Source organism: Mesobacillus maritimus (assembly GCF_019749255.1).
Classification (GTDB): domain Bacteria; phylum Bacillota; class Bacilli; order Bacillales; family Cytobacillaceae; genus Mesobacillus_B; species Mesobacillus_B maritimus_A.
This window is the reverse complement of the sequence record NZ_JACWFH010000016.1, coordinates 1-22,067: the sequence shown is the minus strand read 5'-3', so window position 1 is coordinate 22,067 and position 22,067 is coordinate 1. Positions and strand designations below refer to the sequence as shown.

Sequence of the window (22,067 nt, the reverse complement as noted above, 5' to 3'; positions counted from 1 at the left end):
ATGTTACTGTTTGCTAAAATATTGATTTTGAAGAGAAAATTTTTTTAATAGAGGTAGAGGGTGGATAGTATGAATGAGGAGTTAATGAACAATGCCGATGCATGCTATCAGCTAGCGGAGCAGAAAGCGACTGAATATTTTAGGACACTTCAGGCACAAGTAAAGGAAAAATCGTATGTCGAAACACTAACAGAAGATTTTCAAGCGTGGAAGCATGAACATATTCGTCATCCATTCTTATCCCTGTTTTCACGTCAAAAGGGGAAGCCCACGTCAAAGGAATATGAAAAGTATATTCAATGGCTTAATTACCGAGGGAAACTCGAACCATACCTGGATCGAAGTATTTCCTATATTTATATGCGAGACCTAGGAAAATCCTTGGAATCAGCTGATACACAAAAACGAGTTCAACGAACAGTAGCTTATTTGAAAAAACACCTAACCTCTGCCAAGGAAAATAAAGGCTTTAGCATGGCTGATTTGTATAGGTGGGCTCAAAAGGAAGAAGTTGAATCCACAGTGATTTGGCTGGTAAGCAAACTAAAAAAGGTAACCAAGATGATTCCGGATGGAATGGATGCCGAGCATGCTCAGCGGAAATTAATAAAAATTATTGGTGGAGTCATGATTCATGCGTATGAAGAGATGGAGGAGGGCCAGGGCCTTTCACGCGACAAACGAAGGGAAAAACTAGCGAGTGCATTGAAGCTAGGCTATTCCTATGGGTTAACCTATCCCTTCATCGACGACCTTTTAGATGCCAATATCTTATCGGAGGATGAGGAGAGAAGATATACAGACTTAATTAGGTCCACCTTAATCACAGGGATTGTACCAAAATTAGGGGTATGGAAGGGAAAAAACGCAAACTTAATCAGATTTATTCATTCAGAACTACGAGAGGCATTTGAATACATACGTTCTAATCAGAATCAAGAAACTTTGAAATCCTTTTACGAGGAATCTTATATCTTTTTTCATTCACAAGAAGTAGACCGAAACAAAGATTTATCCAACGCTACTTACAAAAATGAAGAAATTTTCATACCGGTGATTTTAAAATCTTCCTCTTCCCGATTGATTGTTCGCTCTGTAATTGGTGCTTCTGAGGATGAAGGCTTTGACAAGCGAACTTTCTTTTATGGAATTTACAATCAACTAGCAGATGACTTGGCTGATATGTTTGATGATTTCAAGGAAGGAGCCGTAACACCTTATACGTATTACTTAAAACACCATAAAACTCGGTCGGACCTAATTAATCCGTTTGAGCTCTATTGGACAGTTATTTCTTACCTTATTCATCATGTATACCATTCCAATTTGAAAACGAAAGAAGTCATCTTAAATCGTGCGATAAATGGGCTTAAACGCTTGAGAGAGAAACTAGGGAATCAACGATATCAGGAAGTTATGGACCCTTTCGCTTCTGGGATTCCAGAATTTAATAAAATGGTCCAACTGATGGTTCGAAAGGGAGATGATGTGGATTTCTTTGATAAGCTACTTCGTGACCACATCATTACCACTCTAAGAAACGACCGCAGCGAACAAGACAACTTCTTAGATACAATTAAAACTGTTCGTCATCAAGTAAATAACCTTTTAAGTATTACAAAGAACGAGACTCTTCCGCTAATAGAAGAACCGATCATTGATGCAGCCAATTATAGTTTAATGGGCGATGGAAAACGTTTAAGACCGATTATGACATGGGTATTGGGGATTGACCATTATGGACTAGATGAGTCAGCGATTGTCCCACTATTAAGGTCATTAGAGTATATGCATACGGCGTCGCTCATTTTTGATGATCTGCCTTCACAGGATAATGCATCGACCCGCAGGGGGCGTCCAACGCTTCATCACGTTCATAATACTGCGATTGCTGAACTAACTGGTTTGTTTCTGACGCAAAAGGCAGTGGAAGAACAAGCTTCACTTGACCAGTTTGATTCAAAATCGGTCCTTAAATTGGTTCAATACTCTGCACGGACTACAACCAAAATATGTAACGGGCAGGTAATGGACCTCGAATCAAAAGGGAAAAGCTTGACTCTTGAACAATTGAACACCATGTGTTTTTATAAAACTGGAATTGCGTTTGAAGCATCTCTCATTATGCCTGCCATTCTTTCGCAAGCAAATCAAGAGGAACTAGAAGCTTTGAAGAAGTTCTCCTACCATGCCGGGATTGCTTTTCAAATTAAGGATGATCTGCTTGATGTTGAAGGCGACCAGAATATACTTGGAAAACCTAGTGGAAAAGACGCGGTAAACAAAAACGCTACCTTTGTGTCAATTATGGGCATGGAAGGTGCTAAAAAAGCGATGTGGGAACATTATTGTCAAGGAATGGAAGTTTTAAATGAGATTCCACTTAAAACCCCTTTTCTCAAACATTTATTAAACTATATTGTGAACCGGGATTATTAACAAACAGCAGAGCTACTCACTTGGATGCTCTGCTATTTTTGTTTGTTCCAATACGTCTTTCACCTTTGAAACAACCTCTCCAGGACTAAAGGGTTTGGAGATAAATCCACTTGCTCCTAAATCATGTCCACGTTTTTGGTCGTTTGCTGCATTTTGAGCGGAAAGAAATAGGACAGGGGTGTTATTGTGCTTTCGCAATTCTTCCAGAACCATGAATCCGTCTTTTCCAGGCAGAAAAATGTCCAAAATGATTAAATCGTAGACTTCTTGAATAGCTAGATTTAATCCATCATCCCCATTTTCAGCAACATCAACTTGAAAGGATTCGCGTTTTAAATACATCCTTAAAAGATTGCTAATCCTAACTTCGTCTTCTACAATGAGAATCCTCAAAATATCCCCCCTAAATAAATTGAACATGTGGTCAATATCCACTATATAAACATAGCCTATGTTGTAAAATATCTTCTTCATTCAACATAACAAACTTATAATCTTTAAGTAAACACTATTATTGGTTTGCTAACTGTTTTCTTGAGGCTGCTTTAACTGTTTAAGTCTGGTATTTTTAGAAAATACAGTAAGTTATATTGAAAGTTTGCACCATAGAAGGTATTATAGGGGATGGATAGGAGAAAAAAGCTCTGGTCTATTTAACGATGATTATAATTTTAAAATATGATGGAAATGATTCTCTAGATGATGCTAGAAATTAAAGCCAAAGCAAGAGTTAGCCATGCCTACTCTTACTTTGGCTTTTTTATTTTTGGGGGTTCTTTTCTCAAACTAAGGATTTTAGCAACAATCTTTAGAGTAAGTTAGATTATCTTGTTGATTTCACATTTCATTGGAGCAGGGTGCCATGAGTGTGAATCAACAGCTAAGGTTGATATAGTTATTTTAAAAAGAAATGGAGGACCTTATCTGATGACATCCACTTATGATGATCAAAGTAGAAATCTTTTACAATTATACATAGATTCAAATATAGATAAGGAGTTCTTCATTTTATCCAATAAAAAGAATGCATTTTTTATCATAGATAAGCAAGGGAAAATTGTTTATGTGAATCAATTGTGTGAGGAGAAGCTCGGTTACTCATCCACAGATATGCTCGCTATGAGAATAAGAGATCTTTTTGCTGAAACTGAGTTGGATAAAGGCCAGATATTCTTTAAAGATAAGGTCCCTGAAACACTGAGTACTTTTAATACTCAAATCTACGTTAGCCCTGGTGAGTGTCTATGGGTAAAGCTGACCTTTTTTCCCATCTACTATAGCGGAGAATATCTCGGAACTTTTATTATCTTGAGGGACCCACAATCAAAGTGAACACTCTAGTAAAGAGCTTAACAGGAGATGCCCGGATAGAAGTGGTCTTGTTGCTGTTATAAAACAATTATGGTAATATAAGTATGTCTAATGTCTAGCAGTCATTGGAAAAGCGGATTTAAATGGTCTTTGTGAATAAAGAGTTAATTTAATATATTTTTGTTTGGTAAATGGAAGAAACTATAAAAATAGTCGTCTTAGCCGTGGCCTAACTTCTTTAATATAAAGGGGTTAGGCCTTTTTTTCATTTAAAAATGAAAGTTTAAAAGGTTTAAGACTTAAAGAATTGTCCAGCTCCAGCGCCTTAGCGGCTAGTGTCCTTCGCTCTCCAAGTAAAGATCGGTTTTGATTTTTACCTCCCATGATAAGTCAACATCGAATGCGCTATGGCTCTTCATGTTTCCTTTATCTCGATTGGAGCGCTCCAGGCCATACGCCACTGAGCAGGGCGCTTGCGATTTTCTTATTAAGGGGGATTACAATGGGTAGTGCCACTCAAGATGATTTGCTCTATCTTAGCAGTAAGTTTAGCAAAACATTAAAACGCAAGTTTGGAAAAGGACCTGAAACTTGTTATGTGGTGTTTAAAGAAAATAGACTTTTTATTTACATCAGTAATTTTATGACTTCTGCAGAGGAAGTTTTAGTAGAAAACAATCAAGTAAATTTGGCTAATAAATTTCGAACGGCTGTAATTGATTTGATTTGTAAGGAATTCCTTCCAGAGGCATCAAAGGTTACTGGCCTTTCTTTTCATGCCTTTTATCACGATTGGAATTACGGTACAAATAAGGGAATTGTCATTATCGAACCAAGAAATATCCGTTCGGAGGAATCTGGCGAGTTCTTTTTTAATGAAAAAGATTTATTCAAATTAATGGAACAGGTATGTGCGAAAATACATAAGGTCCCAGAAGAATATAAAATTGTAAAGTGGAATCAAAATGTCTGTATCGTAGAATGTAAAGGTGTGTTGCTGTTGATGGATAGATATCTTTACCAACAGGGGTTAACGGATATTTTGATTGAACACTCAAGGGAAATGAAAATGTATTATCTAAACCGTAAAAACCAGTTTGAGAATGTATTTAACCGAGTAATCAATGATTTATTTATTACATGGGATTATGAACAAGATAAAAACTTTATTGTTTTTAATTTTAGTTAAACATTGGGATTTATCTTTTGTTTGGATGCTTTTGGTCAATAATAGAAATATTGGAGAAAGATCCTTATTCTATTTTTATTGATTTTGATCAATCTGAACGAAAGAAGGTGTAAACGATTGATAAAAATAAATTAGATTATATAAGTAGCTATATTAGTAAGATATTGAGAAAAAATTTTGGGAAAGGCCCTCAATCTTGCCAAACCAATCTAAACGGAAAGCACCTGGTTACTTATATTCGTGGGTTTGTGTCTCCTATGGAAGAGATTCTATTGGAGAGTGGGCAAACCAAAACAGTTGACGATGCCCGAACCTTGATAATGGACCATTTACTAGAGGAGATAAAAGGGGTTGTTCAAGTCTCGATTAGTGTGGATGTTAATGAGTATTATCATGACTGGAACTTTCCGAATAACTCGGGCATCATTATTTTTGTTTTAGAAGAGGCGTTACCTGAAATCGCTCTAGAGTTCCAGGTTGATTCCGCTAGCTTGGAAAAGGAAATAGCTAGAATTAGTATGCTCGTTCAAAAAGTGCCTGATCAAATACATATATATCCGATTTCACCTACTGTATGTTTAGTTGAAAGGAAAGGCATTTTAATTCAAATCGAAAAAGCATTAATTTCAAAAGGATTTCAGCAAGAGCTGAAATTTACGAAGGATGAGTTAGAAAAAGAGTATTTTCATCGCAATGGAAGGTTTGAGGTTCTATTTCAAAAGTCTGTTAAGGATATTTTTGTTGATTGGAATTTTAAAGATGACAAGTCGATGATGGCGTTTATTTTGGATAAATGAGGAATGAGATTTTACTGTTTTACCCATAGCAAAGCCCAGTCTATATCACGTAGGCTGGGCTTTTAATGTGTAAATTATCTTACACTAAGGTTGGATAACAACTTGAGTCCCGATGGGGATCGTCCTTGCCAGTTCTTCTACATCTTGGTTATACATTCGGATGCATCCCGCTGATACTGCTTTCCCTATCGAGCTTGGATCATTTGTTCCGTGAATTCCATAACTTTGCTTGGATAAACTCATCCACATCGTGCCAAAAGGTCCTCCAGGATTAGGTGCTTTATTAATAATAATAAAGGTCCCTAATGGTGTGTTGTGGAGGATTCTTCCGACAGCAATCGGGTATTGCTTTTGTAAAACCCCATTCCGGAATAATCTGAGTTGGCGATTATTGACGGACACGACAATACGATATGGAAGGCTATTCGGATCTGGAAAGCCGGGAATCACAATGGATTGACCAGGATAAAGGATGTTTGGATTAATCGATGGATTGGCGTTAATGATTGCAGATAAGGGCGTACGATAGTCCCTTGAAATCAGAGTTAAAGTTTCACCAGGTTTAACCGTATGAATCAGTGCTAACACCTCCATAGGCATTTAGTTTCTAACTATATAGTCTATGACAGAGATGTAAGGTGTGTCATTGGTTTCCTTCTTGGGGACAGTGCAAGGCACGAGAAGGCGATCCCGGTATGAATGAGGGTAGAGTTCGGACAGTGCGAGGCATGAAAAGTCAAGCAGAGTCCGAATGAGGGATGACTTCGGACAGTGTTAGGTGTGAGAAGGCAAGCAGAGTCCGAATGAGGGATGACTTCGGACAGTGTTAGGTGTGAGAAGGGAAATAGAGTCCGAATGAGAGATGACTTCGGACAGTGCGAGGCATGAAAAGGCAAACAGAGTCCGAATGAGAGATGACTTCGGACAGTGTTAGGTGTGAGAAGGGAAACAGAGTCCGAATGAGAGATGACTTCGGACAGTGCGAGGCATGAAAAGTCAAGCAGAGTCCGAATGAGGGATGACTTCGGACAGTGTTAGGTGTGAGAAGGGAAACAGAGTCCGAATGAGAGATGACTTCGGACAGTTCAAGGCATGAAAAGTCAAACAGAGTCCGAATGAGAGATGACTTCGGACAGTGCGAGGCATGAAAAGGCAAACAGAGTCCGAATAAGAAAATAGAGCAAGGAAGTCTATCACCCTCTCCTTACTCTAAATAAAGCACCAGTTTAAATATCTCGAAAAACACTCTCTAAACTATCATACCCTTTTAAGTCCTCTTTGTTTGGTTCATCCGGCTCCGCTGTCCACGACGTTTGCTGGCTTGCTAGTTCTCCATTTTCATTTTTGTGATAGGGAGTATGAATATGATAGGTTCTTCCGTTTTTCTTCACTGTATACCCCATATAATATACATCCCCTTGCCCTTGCTCTTCGTATAGACCAATATCGTCTAAATTGTATTGATTGATAAAGGCCGGCATTGATTGCTGTAAATCATTAAGAATTTCTTCTCGTGATAAAAAGTCCATTTCATCTTCTCCTTCCGTTTAAATACTATCCTTAATATGTCTTTCTTTATTTTAATTAAACACTCCCAATAGATTAAGTTTGTCCATTTGAGATACATTAGATAAAAAGGATGTTGAACAGGGAAGAAGGAATGAGTTTGAAATTAAGTGTCTTGGATCAATCGGTCATTCGTAAAGGCGAAAATGCTAGCGTGGCTTTACAAAATACCGTAAAACTTGCGCAATTGACGGAAGAACTAGGGTATACCCGTTTTTGGGTGGCTGAACATCATAATACGATTGGCATTTCCGGTTCATCCCCGGAGGTGTTGATTTCTCATATTGCTTCAAAAACAAAAAAGATACGTGTTGGCTCAGGTGGTATTCTCCTCCCGCAGTATAGCCCTTATAAGGTAGCTGAAAATTTCAAGATGTTAGAAACACTTTTTCCAGACCGTATTGATTTAGGCATCGGCCGTTCTCCGGGCGGATCGCCTACTACAAGATTAGCGTTAACCGATGGAGTAAGGAGAAGTCTAAACGATTTTCCTCGGAAAGTTCAAGACTTGCAAGGGTTTTTAAGCAACCAGTTGCCACTAGACCATCCATATCACGAAGTGACCGCATATCCAGTTTCAGGGAAGTCTCCAGATATCTGGGTTTTAGGAATTACCCATCGAGGTGCTCGAGTAGCAGCAGAAAATGGAACAGCTTTTACATATGGCCATTTTATTAATCCAGAGAATGGTCAAAAGGCAATTGATTATTATTACGAACATTTTCAGCCGTCGAGTTTACAATCAACCCCCAAGGTCAATGTTTGTGTGTTTGTGATTTGTGCTCCTAAACAGGAGAAAGCAGAAGAAATGGCTTTAAGTCTCGATCGGTGGTTGCTTTCCGTTGAACAGGGGAGTGATACGAGAATTCTTTCCATAGAAGAAGCGAAAAGAATGAAGCTAACGGCAGAAGAACAGAAAAGAGTAATAGAAAATCGAAAGCGGATGGTGATTGGAACACCAGCTAAGGTGAAGGATGAGCTACAAAGACTGAGTGAAAAGTATCAAACAGAAGAAATCATGATTATCACCAATGTGTATGATTTTCAAGATAAGGTTCAATCTTACACCTTGTTGGCTGAGGCTTTAAAATAATCACAGACTACAACCTTTTGCTTCCAAGCAACCAAAGTCCCTGTGATAAAATGACAGTATAAAATTTACGGAGAAGGGAATCTGAGGTGTAGTGAAGATAAACACTGTATCAATTGTTGGCCTAGGGGCGCTTGGAATTTTATTTGGGCATCATTTATCGAAGAGAATGCCAAAAGGAAGTTTACGGATTGTCGCAGATAAGGAGCGAGTGGAAAAATATTGTACCCAACAAGTTTATTGTAATGGTGAACGCTGTGATTTTCATTTTACAACACCCGAAGAAAGTGTGGAGCCTGCTGATTTAGTTCTTTTTACGGTTAAAAATGAGGGCTTAAAGAACGCAATCCATGCAGTTAGAAACCATATAGATAAAAACACGATACTATTATCCGCATTGAATGGAATAACTAGCGAGGCTGTTATCGGTGAGGCCTATGGTATGGAGAAGACTTTGTACTGCGTTGCACAAGGGATGGATGCGGTTAAGGTGAAAAATGAACTCACCTATGAAAATATGGGGATGCTCTGCTTTGGCGAGCGCAATGGGGAAGTGGATTCTGAAAAGGTACGGGCAGTTGCAACTTTCTTTGATGAAATGAACGTCCCGTATGAAGTTGTACCGGATATGTATAAGAAGCTCTGGAGCAAATTCATGCTGAATGTGGGAGTGAATCAAACAGTTGCTGTACATGAAAGCAACTATGGGGAGATTCAAAAACCCGGACCAGCGAGAGACATGATGATCGGTGCAATGCGTGAAGTTATGCTCCTATCTGAAAAAGAAGGCATACCTTTAACTGAAGAGGATATAAATTATTGGTTGATTGTATTAAGCAAATTGAGCCCAGAGGGGAAACCTTCTATGGCACAGGATGTAGAGGCAAAGCGCTACAGTGAAGTTGAGTTATTTTCTGGTACAGTATTGGAGTTAGGAGAGAAACACGGTGTATCCACACCGATTAATCGTGAACTCTACGAACGGATTAAAGCCAAAGAGAGTAGCTACAACTAAATGATTCTTTAAGACATTACGAAAAGTACCTAGGGAAGCCCTTAGGTATTTTTTTGATTCCTCGTTTCTCCACCTATATATTTCCAGGAAAAATAAAAGGAAGTTTCTTGAAAATACCTATCAGATAGTGCAAATGTTTGTCATAATAGAATGACCTACTTTTTTACTATATTCACATTGTTTATATAATCCTTTAGTAGGGGGTCATAAACAAATGGTAGTGTTTAAGTATTATCAAGATAGGGGAAGAACAGGAAGCATTTGGGTTTTGTCTTGTTTTGTCGAAACTCTATCGGTTCATGTGATTATTTGTAATACTATTAATATATTTGTAATAAAAATTGGTGAACAATATCAGATTTATACATGACTTGAACGTAGAGATAAAGAGTAAAGTAGGTTTACTGACGGTAGAGAGGATAATTGAAATGAACAACATTGAAAAAGTTAACATTCTCTTAGTAGATGATCGTCCAGAGAATCTATTAGCGTTAGAAGCGATTATTGAGCATGAAGGATTGAATCTAGTCACTGCTTCTTCTGGAGAAGAGGCGTTAAGATCTCTTTTAAAATATGATTTTGCGGCAATATTGCTGGATGTTCAAATGCCTGGCATTGATGGCTTTGAAACGGCAAAAATTATTAAAGCACGTGAAAAAACTAAAAATGTTCCCATCCTCTTTATTACGGCAAATAATATGGAGTCCGAGCATATCTTTACTGGGTATTCAATGGGAGCAGTAGATTATATCTTAAAGCCATTTGACCCGATTATTTTAAAAGCAAAAGTGGATGCTTTTGTCGAGATATATAAGATGAATCGCATTCTGATTAAGCAAGCAGAGATCTTAACCAATAAAACGATCGAATTGGAACAATCTTATCAGGAGCTTTCCAAGATAACCTCTGATTTACGAGTATCTGAGGCATTAGCCAATGTCATTAGTGAGACATCCATTGATTCAATGCTTGTAATTGATCAAGCTGGCAGGGTCTTAAAAGTTAACCCAGCTGTTGAAAAAATGTTTGGGTACCAAGCCACGGAGATCTTAGGTCAAAATATCCTGATGTTATTTACAGGTGATGAGTCACAAGAATATCTATTGTTTGTATTAGATACCATTAATAATCTTGAACATATTTTAGGAAATCATAACCTACGGGAACTAACAGCTACTAGAAAAAGCGGGGAAGAATTCCCGGTAGAAATACAAGTAGGAAAGCGATTTGTCCAAGATCAGTGTATTGTTGCTTGCACAGTCCGGGACCTTACGCATAAAAAAGAATATGAAAATGAAATTACTCATATGGCCTACCATGACTGGCTAACGGACTTACCTAATCGGAGGAAGTTCAATGATGAACTGAAAATTCAATTACAAGCAGCAAAAAGCAATAACCAACCTCTTGCTCTCTTGTATGTGGATATGGACCACTTTAAGTCCATTAATGATTCCCTCGGTCATATCGTTGGAGATACAGTCATACAAAAAATGGCTAAACGACTGAAGAATTGTTTGCGTAACGAAGACTTCGTGGCAAGGGTAGGGGGAGATGAATTTAATATTCTTTTGCCTAAAACAAATCGGGAGTTAGCGGTGGAATTGGCTGAAGAAATTATGGAAGTGTTTAAAGAGCCGTTTCTTATCGATAACTACGAATTATTCATCACAGCTTGTACTGGGGTTAGTATCTTTCCTTACGATGGAGAAGATGCAGGCACATTAGTGAAGAATGCAGATGCTGCCTTATATCGAGCAAAAGAACACGGCAGGAATAGTTTTAAAGTGTTTCACTCGGGTATGAATATTCAATCTTACCGAAGCTTCCAACTTCAAAATGATTTGCGAAAAGCATTGGAGCGCAATGAATTTAAACTAGTTTACCAGCCACGGATTCATATTGGATCCAGTAAAATCACAAGTGCAGAGGCTTTAATACGTTGGGATCACCCAAATTGGGGAATGATCCTCCCTTCAGAATTTATTCCTTTAGCAGAAGAATCAAATCTAATTGTCGAGATTGGGAAATGGGTATTAGCGGAAGCTTGCAGGCAAAATAAAGCATGGCAAGAGGCTGGCTTAGAACCGATTCGAATTGCAGTGAACTTCTCTTCCCAGCAGTTTTTACAAAAGGATCTGATAGAAACCATCTCGTCCATTCTAACCGACACGGGAACCGCCCCAGGTATGATTGAAATTGAAATTACAGAGTCTGTCATTTTTAAGAATGAGCTTGCGATGACCCAAACCTTAAAAAAACTGCGGAACATGGGAATCTACTTAAGCATGGATGATTTTGGGATGGGATACTCGTCCTTGAAATATTTACGACAGTTTCCTGTTCACTCATTAAAAATTGACAAGTCCTTTATCCAAGACCTTAGTAGTAGATCACCAGAGAGCCTCTCTTTAGTCTCAGCTATTGTCTCACTAGCTCATAGTCTAAAACTGTCTGTTGTTGCTGAAGGTGTGGAAACGGAAGAGCAATTAAACCAATTAAGAGATTTGGATTGTGAAGAATTTCAAGGCTATTACTTTAGCCCTCCAGTCTCCGCTAACGAATTTGAAGACTTTTTATTTAAAAGTCAGGACAAGGCAGTAGAAACGAACATTAAACCTATTGCCTACAAGCCTACTAAAAGCGTCATTCATAAAGGTTCAGCCTTTGATGAATCGGATTTAAATCCAAATGGAGCTATTCTGAATGCTGCATTAACTCGTATACAAACGATCTATTCTATTTCAACTAGGGAAATGGATGTTTTTAAGTTAATTGTAGAAGGACTAAGCAATAAGGAAATCTCGGAGCAGTTATTTATCAGTGAACATACCGTTAAAAATCATATTACCCGTATCTTTCAAAAACTAACGGTTAATGATCGTCTCCAGGCGATGGCAAAAGTCTATCAAACTTGTATTGACGAAGGGGAAGGGTTACTCCTTTCATAATGATGAATGGGAAAAGACAGATTTAAATTTGCCTAAGGAGCATGAGCATGAAGATTAAAACAAAGTTATTACTGGGGCTTAGTACCTTTCCAATCCTCATCTTTCTTGTAATTGGAGTTGGTTGGTTCCAACTTTCTAGTATTAATAAGATGAAGGCCATTTCGCAAAATGGGTATGATTTATCATTATTAGCTGGGGAGATTCATATCGGTGTTAAAAATCAAGCCATTTCGATTCGAAACCTTGTCCTCAATAATGAAGAGGAAATCATTAGCGCAGAATTGGCCAGGTTACAACTGGAAAGTGATGGTGTCAGTCAGAATATCTCTGAATTGGCATCAAAAGCATCTGCTGAGGAAAGAGCAATGATTACGGATCTAGAAGATGTAAATCGATCGTTTAATGTTTATAAAGAAAGTCTAATAGCCTTGGTATCTGGCGGAAAAAATGAAGAAGCTCTCGATTTGTTAAATCGTAATGGACAAAGGATTCATGATGAGCTTTTTGATGTTACGTCTGAAATTACTACCCATTATGAAAGGCTGAATAAAAGTACATTTGAAACCTTTGCTCAAAACTCTGAAAGAAACATGTTGATTGGAAGTACCATCGCAATTTTGGGACTATTGATTGTTATTGCGTTCATCACGCGGATGATCTGGAACATAGTAAATCGATTAAATAGAGTTTCTAAGATAATGAGCAGTGTGGCAAAGGGAAATTCGGATATCAATACAAGAGTTGAGGTTCAAAAAGAAGATGAAATCGGTGAGGTTTCTGCCTCCTTTAATACGATGTTAGACTCGCTAGAAACGCAACAGCAAAAAGAACAAAACCTTCTTTGGAGCAAATCGAATATTGCTGATGTGACAACAAGCTTATATGGGAAGCATGATTTAGAATCACTTAGTCGTACATTTCTTTCCAAAATCGTCCCTCTGACAGAGTCTGGTCATGCTCTCCTTTATGTCAAAGCAGTAGAGCAACAAACACAAGGCAATGCACACAAGTACAATCTGCTTGCATCGTATGGATTTAAGGAAAGAAAGCATTTATCTAACAGCTTTGCGCCTGGAGAGGGGTTAATTGGACAAGCCATTCTTGAGAAGACACCTATTATTCTTACAAACGTACCATCTGACTATGTTCAAATAAACTCAGGATTAGGAGAAGCCACTCCATTACACCTTTATGTGTTGCCTGTTCTCTATGAAGGCGATGTAAAAGCTGTTCTAGAAATTGCCTCTTTCAAACCATTCGATGATACTCAACAAACCTTCCTTGAAGAAATGGTAGGTGGTCTTGGAATTATCATTGATAGTGTGATGGGCCGAATTCAGTTAACGAAGGTATTGGAGGAAACGCAAACCTTAATGGAGGAAGTCCAAGCGCAATCAGAGGAACTACAGGCCCAACAAGAAGAACTAAGAGTGACCAATGAAGAACTAGAGGAACAAACGCAGTCACTTCGAAGATCAGAAGAGCGACTTCAAGTCCAACAAGAAGAATTAGAGCAAACGAATGAAGAGCTACAAGAAAAAGCAAATCGACTAGAAGAACAGAATGAAAAATTCGAAATAACCAATCGGGAAATGGCTAAAGCACGTGCGGAACTAGAGGAAAAAGCAAAACAACTTGCAATCAGTTCAAAATACAAATCTGAGTTTCTCGCGAATATGTCGCATGAACTACGCACACCTTTAAATAGTTTATTGATTCTATCAAAATTGCTTGCAGATAATAAAAATGGGAATCTCACTAGTAAACAGATCGAGTATTCGAAAACCATCTATTCCTCTGGTCAAGACTTACTTATTTTGATTAACGATATTCTTGATTTAACCAAAATTGAATCAGGGAAAATGGAGGTAGTAAAAGGACAAGTCTCCATTAAAGATATTGCCAAGTTTGCCGAGCAAAGATTTAGACCGATAGCAAATGAGAAAAATGTAAAGTTTCATATCCAGATTAGTGAAGGTACACCGGCCTTTATTATTAGTGATGAACAGCGGGTAAAACAAGTTTTAAAGAATCTGCTATCAAATGCATTCAAGTTCACTCATCAAGGGGAAGTACGTTTAGAAATCAAGTATGATAATGGCTTCTCCTTTTCAGTTGTGGATACGGGTATTGGAATCCCTTCCGAAAAACAAGAACTTATTTTCCAGGCCTTTCAGCAAGCAGATGGTACGACAAGCCGCAGGTATGGTGGAACAGGGTTGGGCTTATCTATTTGCCGTGAACTGTCTGTGTTATTAGGTGGAGAAATTAACGTTGAAAGTGTTGAAGGCAAAGGAAGCCGATTTACGTTTTTTGTAGACGATTATCAAGAACAAAATGCGGAACTGGTTGTGGATGAAGTAGCTGTAGCGAAAGAGGTACCGCTTGAAGAAGAGATAGTTGAAAGTAGCAATCACCTTCCACCAACCCAAGCTGAGCCTGTCGTTCTTTTAGAAAAGAACAAGGATATTAAGAGATTGCTCATCGTAGACGATGACCTTAAACAACGCAATAGTTTAATGGAACTCATTGGGAGTATGAATGTCATTATCAAGGCTGTATCGACAGGGAAAGAAGCAGTAGAAGAGCTGAAAGTAAATCAGCTTGATTGCTTAATTCTAGACTTGGGGTTGCAGGATACAACTGGATTTCAATTATTAGAGGAAATTAAACCGTATATCCTTACTAACAACCTAAAAGTTATTATCTATACTGGACGGGACTTATCCTCGAAGGAGGAGATGTATCTGAATCACTTATCGCATACGATTATCATTAAAGATGCTCTTTCCCCGCAGCGGTTAGTGAATGAGCTAGAATTGTATTTAGCTTCTAGTACTAAAACAGAAAGTGATGAAGGCACTGAGATGATCGATGTGAATAACAGCAAAAGTCTGCCGGCTTTAAAAGGGAAAAAGATCCTTTTGGTAGATGACGATGTTCGTAATATCTACGCGATTTCGAGCATCCTTGAAATGTATGGGCTAAATATAGCCTTTGCTGAAAATGGTGCCGAGAGTTTAGAGGTAATGGAGAAAAACCCTGATGTTGATTTGGTTTTAATGGATATTATGATGCCTGAGATGGATGGGTATGAAGCGATCCGGCGAATTCGTGCACAAGAATGTTTTAGTCAGTTACCAATTATTGCCTTAACAGCAAAGGCCATGAAGGAAGACCGTGAAAAGTGTCTAGCAGCAGGTGCATCCGATTATATCGCTAAGCCTGTCGATCCGGATAAGCTAGTTTCCTTAATGGCGGTGTGGTTATACCGGCAGGAAGGAAACTAATCCGAAATGGTCAACAATCAACCTGATGATTATAATGAAGAACTCGAAAAACTCGAGATAAAGCTATTGCTAGACGGGCTATATGCATGGTACGGATATGATTATCGTAACTATGCATATAGCTCGATAAGAAGAAGAGTTTGGCATCGAATTCATGCGGAAAAGCTTTCGAGTATTACAGGCTTACTTGAAAAAATCCTCCATGATCCAGCCTGCTTACGCAGGCTTATGGCAGACTTTTCGATTAATGTGACTGAGATGTTCCGTGACCCATTGTTTTTCTTAACTTTTCGGGAACAAGTGGTACCAATGTTACGTACGTACCCATCTGTACGTATTTGGTTAGCAGGTTGTTCAACTGGAGAAGAAGTATATTCTATGGCGATTTTGCTTCAAGAAGAGGGAATTTACGATAAAACAAAGATTTATGCGACAGATATCAACGCCGATGTGCTAAAGGTGGCTAAGTCAGGAAGATACTCTTTAAACCAAATGCGCAAGTATACGAACCATTATTTTCAAGCAGGTGGGAATGAGTCTCTTTCTGATTATTATTCCGTACATGGTGAGGGCGTAGTCTTTAATAATGATCTAAGAAAAAATATCGTTTTCGCCCAACATAATCTAGTCACAGATAAATCGTTCAATGAATTTCATGCTATTCTTTGTAGAAATGTTCTCATCTATTTTGATAAGTCGTTGCAAGAAAGAGTTCATCGGCTTTTCTATGAAAGCTTGGGCTCACTTGGGGTACTTGGATTAGGAGACAAGGAAGCGCTTGGTTACACTGACATTGCCAATCGATATGAAGAGATAGCCTATAACCAAAAGCTGTATAAAAAGGTGAAGTAAAAGACCCAGTGTGAGCTGGGTCTTTTTCCTTTGGCTCTTTTCTCAAGCTTTGTTGCTTTTATAGAGCAAAAAAAGAAGTGGGAGTAATAGGGGACTTTCATAAGAACAATCTTTCTCCAAGCAAAAAAAGAAGCATCTACCACAACTGGTAAATGCTTAATATGAGGGGGAAGACGTTACTAGAATATCCAGATAATGATAGGTTTATACAAATAAACTCTATTTGTATGAAAAATTTTAAATGAATAGGATTTTGTTATTTTCAATGTATAAGAGGTTCACGCTGTGGAGATAATACAAATATACATGAAGGGGAGGGTCTTAAATGGTCAAAAATACTGAAAAGAAATTAATAGATTTTATGAATCATAATCAGTTTGAACTACAATCCTATCTAACTTATATAATTAAAAACCAAACACAGACGGAAACAAATGAGAGAGGTGCAATCCTTCCCACTGGATGATGCACCTCTTTTTTTGTCCTGTTAGTAGAGATCCCTCTGCTTTTTCTCAAACTTTATTTGTTGTATTCTAAAGATATTAATTCAGTGAAAGTGAACGGATAGGAGTACAACAATGAACGAAAGTCATTATGATAAAAAGCTGAACATCAAAACAGGACAAGATATGAAAAAACTTCATCCTATCACACATTATCATCCTTATGAACCGACCCCATACAGTGCATTAGAGGAACTTTTTCGGCACTATGAGGTGAATAAGGAAGACAGTATTGTCGATTTTGGCTGCGGGAAAGGTAGGCTAAACTTTTTTGTCCATTATTTTTATGATGCAAATGTAACTGGAATTGAAATGGATGAAAGCTTTTACCAAGAAGCATTGGCAAATACCGAACGATATTTTGAAAAAAACAAGAAAAAGAGCGGTCGTATTCAATTCCATTGTTGCCTAGCTGAAGAATATCCTATCAGTGGGGGAGAGAATCGTTTCTACTTTTTTAATCCATTTTCTGTCCATATCTTCAAGAAAATCATTCATAATATCTTAAGCTCTTTAGAAGCGCACCCTCGCGAAATGGAAATTGTTTTATATTACCCATCCGAAGACTATATTAACTTTTTAGAAAATCAAACGGTCTTTGAATTAAAACAAGAAGTGATTCTGCCAGATGTTTACCCTCGGAATCCTAATGAGAGATTCTTGATCTATCGATATGGATAGTAAAAGAGAAGGGCACCCAAAATGGAGTGCCCTTTAGTTTTGTACCTCACGTAGTTTTTGATTAAGATGACTGAGTTCCTTTTCAATTTCTGCTATTTGTTTTTCCAAAGGTGATAGTCTTCCATCCACATACTCTAATTTTTCCAAATCATGTTGGAGGCGAACATATTCTGCCTTTAATTCTGTAATTTGGTATTCAATTTCCTTTTTCGTCATGCTAGCTCCTCTTTTCTTACAAGAATGTAAAAATAGTATACCATCTACTTGGATGGGAATAGGATAGGTGAAAACGCATTTACTTTGGGGGTACCTTGGATAAACGTTGATATACCAAGGGCAATTCAATCAAACGTTTGATTAAATAGGTTTCCGTAAAGGAAATTTTCCTCATTCTTATTACCGTATGGCTGGAATTTTAATTTTAACTGTGAATTCCTCTTCTTTATAGATAAAGTCCAAAAACCCCTGATTTTCATCGACAATATCTTGGATTAGCTTCGTACCTAATCCTTCATGACTTCCTGATTTTGTGGTCTTCCCGTACGTTTGAAAAAGCTCATCCAAAATGCTAGTAGGAATAGGGAGGCTATGGTTTTTACAGATTAACAAATTCAAGCCACTTCTTTTATAAAACTGCAAGGATATTTGGGCCTGTTTTTGATAATGACGTTGCCATTCCTCACAAGCATCAATACTATTAGATAAAAGATTGCCAACCAAGGTAACCACTTTTTTATCACTCAATGGCAGGCTTGAGAGAGGAATGTCCAGGTCATAGACAATAGATATTCCAGCTTTTTGGGCACGTCGATACATCTGGTGCAGCACTCCAGCGACCACACCGCGTTCTCCCTTAATGGATAAATTTGTTTCCTCATAACCACTGACCAACTCGTTGAGATAGTTTTTAGCTTCCGCGTTTTGATTATTTTCCAACATGAAGTGAATCGAAGATACATGCTTTAGAAACTCATGACGTTCGCTACGGACAATTCGAAACGTCTCATTGAAATGCTCCCGTTGTTCCGCAAATACATTCAATTCATTAGTAAGTGATGTAAGCCTTCGTCCACCTATAAGCCGGGTTAGCTCAATCCCAATAAAAAGAAGGAAAGTTGGTAGTGCAATCCAAAATGGCTGGTCGACGGTATAAATGAGAAGCAGCGCCAGTTGAAGAAAAACGAGAAACCCATTCCAGAGGCTTCCTAAAGCAGAAATCTGTACTAGTTGATTTTTAGAACATAGATAAGTCAAAAATATTGCTATTAATAATGGAATGAAAAAGGGGGGATCCCAAGCTAGATTCATAAACTGGGCTTTTAGATGAACAAACCCTAGGAGGCCAAGGTATCCCCAATATAAGTTTTGATAGTTCAATCCACTTCCACCTTTAAAAATAGAATTTTTGTAGGAAATCTACTTTTTCCTTCGTGATCATTGCCTGTCCATCGGTTGCTTCAAAGTTCACAACATATGAATTTTTAGCATAAAGCGAGAAGTTTTTTACATAATGGATATTAATGATAAAGGAACGATGGGAGCGAATAAAATCACGCTCGCGCAATTCTCCTTCTAATTCATTAAGTGTTTGATAGGTTTTAATTGTCTCAGTTTTCGTATGGATGGTCGTCGACCTCCCAGAACGTTCAATAAAAATAATGTCCTTTTTTTGAATGATATGAATATCATTTTTCTGTTTTAAATAAAGTCTACCTGCAATCTCTGACGACTTTGATTTTTCCAATAGTCGTTGTATGGATTTAATTAGTCGGTCCTTTGGATAAGGCTTCATGATATAATCGTGAACATTTAGCTCAAAGGCATGGACGGCATACCCACTATTCCCTGTAACGAAGATGACCGATATGTTTAAAGCATGCGAGTGAATGATGTCTGCAAGTTCATACCCAGATAAAGTGGGCATTTCGATATCAGCAATGAGTAAATCAATCGCCTCTTTTTTTATTTGCTCATAGGCCAGCTCAGCAGAGGTTGTCGCAAAAACGATTTCCACATCCTCTAGCCCCGACACAATGGCTTTCAATTTGTCTAAATCAATTGGACGGTCATCCACAAGACCAATCTTCATTTTTCCTCACCTGCTACTTAATCAATGGGATTTGGCCCCTTAGTTTTAAAAAGGCAATGGAAACTTCTAACAGAAGTCCAATGTTTATTTATTTTACCATTAATTCAGGCAAATTTGACACTTTCACGACAATAAGTGGAACATTCGCGACATAACTGAAGACTCCTATTGTAATAGTTTGTATGATAAAAACATGAAATCAACCAAACGGGGTGAAGTAAACGTGATTACGATAAATGAAGTGACAAAACAATTTAAGGATAAAAAGAAATATGTGACGGCTCTCAAACATGTATCCTTTTCCGTTAAACAAGGAGAAGTAGTTGGTTTACTAGGCGAAAATGGAGCAGGAAAGACCACATTATTACGAATGGTTGCAACCCTGCTGACGCCAACGGATGGGAAGATCAAGGTTGCTGGGTTTGACACCCAAGAAAATGCCAATCAAATTAAGCATAAGATCGGAGTTCTTTTCGGTGGTGAAACAGGGTTGTATGACAGGCTGACAGCTAGAGAAAATCTCGTCTATTTTGCGACACTTTACGGGCTGGGAAAGCATGAAACCAAGGTGCGAATTGATGATCTAGCAAAAATGTTTGGGATGAGAGATTATTTGGATCGTAAAGTCGGGGGATTCTCAAAAGGGATGAGGCAAAAAGTAGCCATTGCTAGAACCCTTATTCATAATCCGGACATTATCTTATTTGATGAACCAACAACGGGTCTAGATATTACCTCTTCAAATGTGTTCCGTCAGCTTGTTCACCAATTAAAGCGCGAAGGCAAAACGATTATCTTTTCTAGCCACATCATGGAGGAAGTGTCTATGCTGTGTGATACCGTAGCGATGATGCATAAAGGAGAACTTGTTTACCACGGAAATCTTGAAGAACTTTACCGGTCGGAAGGAAGTTCTGACCTAAATTATATCTTTATGAGCAAACTTGTGAGGGGGAATGAAAATTATGCTTCTTAAAATATATTTAAAAGAAATGAAAGACTGCTTCCGTGACAGCCGGACCTTGCTATTGACTGTGCTTCTTCCAATTATTATGATGACGGGTTTAACCCTCTTTTACGAAAAAATGATTTCTGACGGTGAAGGAGAAACCTATACACTTGCGGTGGAGAATTCGTTTGATACGAAACATGAAGAAATATTTGCTGGTTTCGATACTATTGAGTTAGTTCGCTCTGCTAATCCTGAAGAAACTCTTCAAGATGGAGAAGCGGTTGCTGCACTTGTGTTAAGTGCTAATTTCCTTGAAAGTATCGAGAACGGAGAAAAGGCATCCGTTACGCTTACTGGAGATTCCTTTAGTCAGAACTCATCGAACTTAATGAGTATGGTAACCAATGCCCTTGCTGCTTACGAAAAGACAATTACAGCTTCCCGGTTACAGGCCCAGGGAACAGATTTATCGGTGATTCAGCCGTTTACAATTGAACAGAAGGAAATGTCTGAAGAAGACCCGAATATCAACTTAATTGCGATGCTGATTCCATTGATTTTAGCCCTGGCCATCGGAGTTGGCGCTGGTCCGTCGGCATCAGACTTATTTGCTGGTGAAAAAGAACGTAAGACGATGGAGGCGCTGTTAATGACTCCAGTTAGTCGATCAACTCTGTTGTTTGCAAAATGGCTTACCATTTCTTCAATTGGTGCATTAACGGGGATTATCACTCTAGTCGTTGTTGCTGCTGAAATCAATTTCTTAACAGAAAACCTAAAGAAGGCAGTTACATTTGGGGATAATGCTGGACTAATCGTTGGACTAGCGGTATTAATCTCGGTAATTTATGCAATGTTTAATGCTTCGCTCCTTATGATTACGAGCATTATCGGTAAAACAGTGAAAGAATCACAAAGTTATAGTACGCCAGTCATGATGCTGGCAATGTTCCCAACGTTAATCATTACTGGAATCGGAATCAATGAACTAGGCTTCGCGCATTTCGCGATTCCAATTATGAATTTGTTTACCTTAATAAAAGAATTGCTGTTCGGCATCGTCAATTACGAGCATATCTTGATTACAATTGGTAGTAACTTAGTTGGTATGGTGATTCTGTTTATAGTCGGACGAATTATGTTTATGAAGGATAAATGGGTAATGAATTAAGGGTATGTGGAAGTGTCCCAGGAGTTGAGGGGCACTTTTTTTCTTTTGGTTTTGAGGTTAGGAAAGGGGAGAAGTCACAATTAAAGGTCTACGTGCCCATAATTTGGGGGAAACCAATGAAAAGGTAACGGAGGAGATTCCAGCGTGCCCAAATAGAAGGGGAAATCACTG

At 38.2% G+C, this 22,067-nt stretch carries 19 protein-coding genes; 13 read left to right on the top strand and 6 right to left on the bottom strand.

The genetic code is table 11. From position 1 onward, the window contains the following. Nucleotides 1-69: 69 nt before the first annotated feature. Nucleotides 70-2,439 (top strand): polyprenyl synthetase family protein, encoded by a 2,370-nt coding sequence (locus H0185_RS13885; RefSeq protein WP_221874106.1) that lies wholly within the window; start codon nucleotides 70-72, stop codon nucleotides 2,437-2,439. 12 nt (nucleotides 2,440-2,451) lie between these two features. Here the strand turns inward: H0185_RS13885 and H0185_RS13880 are convergent, their stop codons facing one another. Continuing rightward, nucleotides 2,452-2,832, bottom strand: coding sequence for a response regulator transcription factor (locus H0185_RS13880; protein ID WP_221874105.1), 381 nt, complete (start codon nucleotides 2,830-2,832; stop codon nucleotides 2,452-2,454). A 534-nt stretch (nucleotides 2,833-3,366) separates the two neighbouring features. On the opposite strand from H0185_RS13880, the gene H0185_RS13875 reads away from it, so the two are divergent. The 3 genes from H0185_RS13875 (at nucleotide 3,367) to H0185_RS24480 (ending at nucleotide 5,736) form a co-directional block, all read left to right on the top strand. Beyond that, nucleotides 3,367-3,771, top strand: a complete 405-nt coding sequence (locus H0185_RS13875; RefSeq protein WP_221874104.1) for a PAS domain-containing protein — start codon at nucleotides 3,367-3,369, stop codon at nucleotides 3,769-3,771. A gap of 481 nt (nucleotides 3,772-4,252) precedes the next feature. Further along, nucleotides 4,253-4,939: a Na-translocating system protein MpsC family protein gene (locus H0185_RS13870; RefSeq protein ID WP_221874103.1), complete on the top strand. Its 687-nt coding sequence runs from the start codon at nucleotides 4,253-4,255 to the stop codon at nucleotides 4,937-4,939. Between the two features lie 116 nt (nucleotides 4,940-5,055). Next, nucleotides 5,056-5,736, top strand: a complete 681-nt coding sequence (locus H0185_RS24480; protein WP_221874152.1) for a Na-translocating system protein MpsC family protein — start codon at nucleotides 5,056-5,058, stop codon at nucleotides 5,734-5,736. An 84-nt stretch (nucleotides 5,737-5,820) separates the two neighbouring features. On the opposite strand, the gene H0185_RS13860 is transcribed toward H0185_RS24480, so the two are convergent. After that, nucleotides 5,821-6,315 carry a L,D-transpeptidase family protein gene (locus H0185_RS13860; RefSeq protein WP_221874151.1) on the bottom strand — a complete coding sequence of 165 codons (495 nt, stop codon included), beginning with the start codon at nucleotides 6,313-6,315 and terminating at the stop codon, nucleotides 5,821-5,823. Between the two features lie 647 nt (nucleotides 6,316-6,962). Next, nucleotides 6,963-7,265: a DUF5634 family protein gene (locus H0185_RS13855; RefSeq protein ID WP_221874102.1), complete on the bottom strand. Its 303-nt coding sequence runs from the start codon at nucleotides 7,263-7,265 to the stop codon at nucleotides 6,963-6,965. 137 nt (nucleotides 7,266-7,402) lie between these two features. Between H0185_RS13855 and H0185_RS13850 the strand changes: the two genes are divergently transcribed. From H0185_RS13850 to H0185_RS13820, 7 genes are all read left to right on the top strand, one after another. Further along, nucleotides 7,403-8,395: an LLM class flavin-dependent oxidoreductase gene (locus H0185_RS13850; RefSeq protein WP_221874150.1), complete on the top strand. Its 993-nt coding sequence runs from the start codon at nucleotides 7,403-7,405 to the stop codon at nucleotides 8,393-8,395. A gap of 91 nt (nucleotides 8,396-8,486) precedes the next feature. Beyond that, nucleotides 8,487-9,407, top strand: a complete 921-nt coding sequence (locus tag H0185_RS13845) for a ketopantoate reductase family protein (protein WP_221874101.1) — start codon at nucleotides 8,487-8,489, stop codon at nucleotides 9,405-9,407. Between the two features lie 428 nt (nucleotides 9,408-9,835). Continuing rightward, nucleotides 9,836-12,358, top strand: a complete 2,523-nt coding sequence (locus H0185_RS13840) for an EAL domain-containing protein (protein ID WP_221874100.1) — start codon at nucleotides 9,836-9,838, stop codon at nucleotides 12,356-12,358. 47 nt (nucleotides 12,359-12,405) lie between these two features. Then, a complete protein-coding gene (locus H0185_RS13835; RefSeq protein WP_221874099.1) occupies nucleotides 12,406-15,648 on the top strand; it encodes a response regulator in 3,243 nt (1,080 codons plus the stop codon). Nucleotides 15,649-15,654: 6 nt separating this feature from the next. After that, nucleotides 15,655-16,500, top strand: coding sequence for a CheR family methyltransferase (locus H0185_RS13830; protein ID WP_221874098.1), 846 nt, complete (start codon nucleotides 15,655-15,657; stop codon nucleotides 16,498-16,500). 325 nt (nucleotides 16,501-16,825) lie between these two features. Next, nucleotides 16,826-16,966, top strand: coding sequence for a hypothetical protein (locus tag H0185_RS13825; RefSeq protein WP_221874097.1), 141 nt, complete (start codon nucleotides 16,826-16,828; stop codon nucleotides 16,964-16,966). A 112-nt stretch (nucleotides 16,967-17,078) separates the two neighbouring features. After that, complete coding sequence (locus tag H0185_RS13820) at nucleotides 17,079-17,684, top strand: methyltransferase (RefSeq protein ID WP_221874096.1); 606 nt, start codon at nucleotides 17,079-17,081, stop codon at nucleotides 17,682-17,684. Nucleotides 17,685-17,717: 33 nt separating this feature from the next. Here H0185_RS13820 and H0185_RS13815 read toward each other — a convergent pair whose 3' ends face one another. The 3 genes from H0185_RS13815 to H0185_RS13805 form a co-directional block, all read right to left on the bottom strand. Beyond that, entirely contained in the window at nucleotides 17,718-17,900 is a 183-nt protein-coding gene (locus H0185_RS13815) for an SE1832 family protein (protein WP_221874095.1), read from the bottom strand. Nucleotides 17,901-18,080: 180 nt separating this feature from the next. Beyond that, on the bottom strand, nucleotides 18,081-19,061 hold the full coding sequence (locus H0185_RS13810) for a sensor histidine kinase (protein ID WP_246629192.1): 981 nt from the start codon (nucleotides 19,059-19,061) through the stop codon (nucleotides 18,081-18,083). Between the two features lie 13 nt (nucleotides 19,062-19,074). Further along, nucleotides 19,075-19,773, bottom strand: a complete 699-nt coding sequence (locus H0185_RS13805; protein ID WP_221874094.1) for a LytR/AlgR family response regulator transcription factor — start codon at nucleotides 19,771-19,773, stop codon at nucleotides 19,075-19,077. A 223-nt stretch (nucleotides 19,774-19,996) separates the two neighbouring features. On the opposite strand from H0185_RS13805, the gene H0185_RS13800 reads away from it, so the two are divergent. Both H0185_RS13800 and H0185_RS13795 read left to right on the top strand, forming a co-directional pair. Next, on the top strand, nucleotides 19,997-20,749 hold the full coding sequence (locus tag H0185_RS13800; protein WP_221874093.1) for an ABC transporter ATP-binding protein: 753 nt from the start codon (nucleotides 19,997-19,999) through the stop codon (nucleotides 20,747-20,749). Then, complete coding sequence (locus tag H0185_RS13795; RefSeq protein ID WP_221874092.1) at nucleotides 20,739-21,896, top strand: ABC transporter permease; 1,158 nt, start codon at nucleotides 20,739-20,741, stop codon at nucleotides 21,894-21,896. The genes H0185_RS13800 and H0185_RS13795 overlap by 11 nt, the downstream gene beginning before the upstream one ends. Nucleotides 21,897-22,067: the final 171 nt, after the last annotated feature.